Below are 3,241 nucleotides of genomic sequence, written 5' to 3'. Positions count from 1 at the left end.
ATATCCCGTGAAATGCCCGTATTTCCGGGCTTTTTGGAGATAATCAGAGTTGTTCAGTCAAAAATCCAACAAAGATTATCATAACAGAAGCCGGGCGGGATGTCAAGCAGCCGCCCGGCTGTTTTTATCTTCTTTCGGACGCGGCCGGGTCCATGCGGGACGGGTCATGGTCGAAGAAGCGCCGCATCCATCGGATGCGGCGCTTCTTTTGAGAGGGGAGATCTATTCGAGGTTGAGCCTGTGGGAAAGGATGTAGTTTGTAAGGACAAAGTAGGCGGCCGAGAAGATGACCGTGATGATGAGGGTCGGGATCATAACCATGTGCAGCGCGACGACCAGCTCCCTCGCAAAGTCGTATGCGCCATAGCCGAACTGGTAGGAACCGTAAGCCCCGTAGGGGATCGCGGAGTCGTAGATGCGGCCGATCAGCGTAAAGTAGAGATTTGTAATGATCGACTCGACAATGCTCAGCCCGATGTAGGCCCCGAAGGCGGTCAGGACACGGTGCTTGTGGACGAGGTGACCGACCGAGATTGCGGCATAGATCATGAGCACGCTGCCGATGGTCCCGATGAGCATTGAAAGCAGGAATTCAAAGAGGAGGGTGACCTCGCTGATCCCGACATAGTGTGCGAGAAAATCGGAAAATGCGCCCATCAACTCGGGGATCGCCTGGAGCATCTCGGGGCTGAACGCCACGATAAAGATCGAGAGGACGGTGACGGCGGAGCAGATGGCCAGCCACATGATCGAGACAATCAGCTTGCTGGCGATGAGCTGCCAGGTTTTTACCGGAAGGGTAAACATGAGGTACCCCTCGTCGCAGAGCAAATTTTTGTAAAAACGCTGGATCATGACGACAAAGACAAGGACGAAGAGCGCGATGATGAGGATGACATAGACCATCATGGTCAGGACGGCCGCGAAGTCGGGGATGTCGTTAAAGTTGAAGAAGATGTTGTTGAGGATCGCGAGGACCAGGATCGCGCCGAACACCGGCAGGAAGAGCCGTGCGGTGGCGCGGATTTCGTATTTCAGCAGTTTTTTCAGCATCTGAATACCTCCCGGAAGAGCGCGTCGACCGACACGCCCTTTTCCTCGCGGATCTGATCGACCGAAGAGACCATGACGATCTCGCCGCGGCTGATGAAGATGACGTCCTCCAGCACCTGCTCGATATCGGTGATCAGGTGGGTGGAGATGATGATCGTCGCGTTTTCACTGTAGTTGCCCAGGATGGTGTTCAGGATGTAGTCGCGCGCCGCGGGGTCGACGCCGCCGATCGGCTCGTCGAGCAGGTAGAGCTGGGCCTCCCGGCTCATGACGAGGATCAGCTGGACCTTCTCTTTGGTGCCCTTGGACATCGTCTTGAGCCGGTCGTTGGGATTGATGTTCAGGCGGCTGAGCATGTCGTACGCCTTGGCCTCGTTGAAATTCGCGTAGAAATCCCGGAAGAAGGCGATCAGGTCGCGGACCTTCATCCAGTCGTTGAGGTAGGTGCGTTCCGGCAGGTAGGAGACGACCTCCTTGGTGTCCGGCCCGACCGGGAAGCCCGCGATCGTGAGATCCCCGAGGGAGGGGGTCAGCAGGCCGTTAGCGAGCTTCATGAAGGTGCTCTTGCCGCTGCCGTTCGGTCCGAGCAGGCCGACGATACGGCCGCGCCCGACGTTCAGGTTGATTTGATTGAGCGCACAGACCCCGCTTCCGTAGAACTTGGTGAGCCCATGGCATTCCAGTATGGTGTCCACTTATCTTACCTCCTCGGCCGCAGCGGATTCCACAAGCGCCACCGTTTGGGGCGTGGTGAATCCGAGAGCGCGCATTTTTTGGAAAAAGGCGTCGATCTGTTCCTGTGCGAGGGCTTTTTTTGCCGTCTCGATCAGCCCCGAATCCTCCGTGATGAACCGGCCGCTCGTGCGCTGGGTATAGAGCAGCCCGTCCCGTTCCAGTTCGGATAGCGCCCGCTGCATCGTATTGGGATTCACGGCCGCTTCGGCAGCCATATCCCGAACGGAGGGCAGGCGTTCTCCCGGACGGTAGAATCCGGAGATGATGCGCAGCTTGATCTGTTCGATCAGCTGCGCATAGATCGGGCGGTCATTTTTCAGCTCCCACGTCATTGTGTTCAGCTCCTGTCCCGACAAATTGTATTAATAACCTAACACAATAATACGATACCATTTCCAATTTGTCAACCCCTAATTTGGAAAAAGAAGAGGCCCGTCCCGCTTTTCGCGGGGCGGGCCGCAGGGGAACGCGCTCACCAGCGGCGCGCCCCCTCGATGCGGATGCCGCGCGCCTGCGCGTATACATAGCTTGAGAGGGGGCGCCGGTAGGCGTCGAAGGTGTGGGTGGACACGAGGATGTCGTTTTCCGTGACCGCGGTCACAAAGAGGGAGTGGTACCATTTGTCCGACGCGTCGCCGAGCTGGATGATATCCCCGCGTTCCAGCTCCCCGAGCGCCGCCGCACGGCCGTAGGGACCGACCGAGCGGTTGTTCGTCAGGAAGCGGTGGAGATAGGGCACGCCGCTCCATGCGGCGGCGCGGTCGGCGGCGGAATTGTAGTACCAGCCGGTATCCCGGGTGTAGTTCATGACGCCCGTGCCCGCGTAGAGGCACTGGGAGACGAAGCTGGTGCAGTCGCCGCCCATGCCGTCGAAGCTTATGTAGCGCGGATTGCGGGAAAACGCCCATTTTTCGGCGTAGGCGGCAGCCTTGGACCGGTCGTAGGGAATCTGGGTGGGCATAGGGATCGCTCCTTTCCATGGTACAGTATATGCAGTTGACTTTTTGCCGGGATTCCTTTAAAATTTAAACGACGAACCGCATCCAGTTGGCAGGACCATTGCCATCCGAAAGCAAGCTGCCGCCGGATGGCTTTTTTGATGTTCGGGCCGGATTGTAAAAGGGGGGACGCGCCGTGGGCCTCGACCGATATGTGCTGAGCGGCGGGAAACGCCTGCGCTGCGGCTATACAACCGGCTCCTGCGCGGCGGCGGCAGCAAAGGCCGCCGCCCTCGCCCTGCTCACGGGGGAGGCCCCCGCGCGGGTGGAGATCGGGACGCCGGAGGGCGTCCGGCTTGACCTGCCGGTGGAGGGCTGCGTGCTGGGGCAGGGGGTTGCCCGGTGCGCGGTGCGCAAGGACGCGGGCGACGACATCGACGCGACCGACGGCGCGCTCGTCTGCGCCGAGGTGCGCCTCGGCGGGGAGGAGATCACCGTCGACGGCGGCGAGGGGG

At 59.7% G+C, this 3,241-nt stretch carries 5 protein-coding genes; 1 reads left to right on the top strand and 4 read right to left on the bottom strand.

The window, feature by feature from the left end:
* Positions 1–222 precede the first annotated feature (222 nt).
* The 4 genes from RDM88_RS12390 to RDM88_RS12375 all read right to left on the bottom strand — a co-directional run bounded on the left by RDM88_RS12390 (position 223) and on the right by RDM88_RS12375 (position 2,749).
* Positions 223–1,053, bottom strand: coding sequence for a hypothetical protein (locus RDM88_RS12390; protein WP_308755133.1), 831 nt, complete (start codon positions 1,051–1,053; stop codon positions 223–225).
* Complete coding sequence (locus tag RDM88_RS12385; protein WP_308755132.1) at positions 1,047–1,748, bottom strand: ABC transporter ATP-binding protein; 702 nt, start codon at positions 1,746–1,748, stop codon at positions 1,047–1,049. Before RDM88_RS12385 ends, RDM88_RS12390 begins: the two co-directional genes overlap by 7 nt.
* Positions 1,749–2,120 (bottom strand): GntR family transcriptional regulator, encoded by a 372-nt coding sequence (locus RDM88_RS12380; protein WP_308755131.1) that lies wholly within the window; start codon positions 2,118–2,120, stop codon positions 1,749–1,751.
* A 140-nt stretch (positions 2,121–2,260) separates the two neighbouring features.
* Positions 2,261–2,749, bottom strand: a complete 489-nt coding sequence (locus tag RDM88_RS12375; RefSeq protein ID WP_308755130.1) for an amidase domain-containing protein — start codon at positions 2,747–2,749, stop codon at positions 2,261–2,263.
* A gap of 173 nt (positions 2,750–2,922) precedes the next feature.
* On the opposite strand from RDM88_RS12375, the gene RDM88_RS12370 reads away from it, so the two are divergent.
* Positions 2,923–3,241: cobalt-precorrin-5B (C(1))-methyltransferase (locus RDM88_RS12370; RefSeq protein ID WP_308755129.1), on the top strand; the 319-nt coding region annotated here is incomplete at its 3' end.

This window comes from uncultured Anaerotruncus sp. (assembly GCF_902490045.1).
Lineage (GTDB): Bacteria > Bacillota > Clostridia > Oscillospirales > Ruminococcaceae > Anaerotruncus.
This window is presented reverse-complemented; position numbering and strand designations above follow the sequence as displayed.

Bases quoted from the DNA above. Each gene is read 5' to 3' on its own strand.
- RDM88_RS12390 (WP_308755133.1), bottom strand. From the start codon at position 1,053: ATGCTGAAAAAACTGCTGAAATACGAAATCCGCGCCACCGCACGGCTC.
- RDM88_RS12380 (WP_308755131.1), bottom strand. From the start codon at position 2,120: ATGACGTGGGAGCTGAAAAATGACCGCCCGATCTATGCGCAGCTGATC.
- RDM88_RS12375 (WP_308755130.1), bottom strand. From the start codon at position 2,749: ATGCCCACCCAGATTCCCTACGACCGGTCCAAGGCTGCCGCCTACGCC.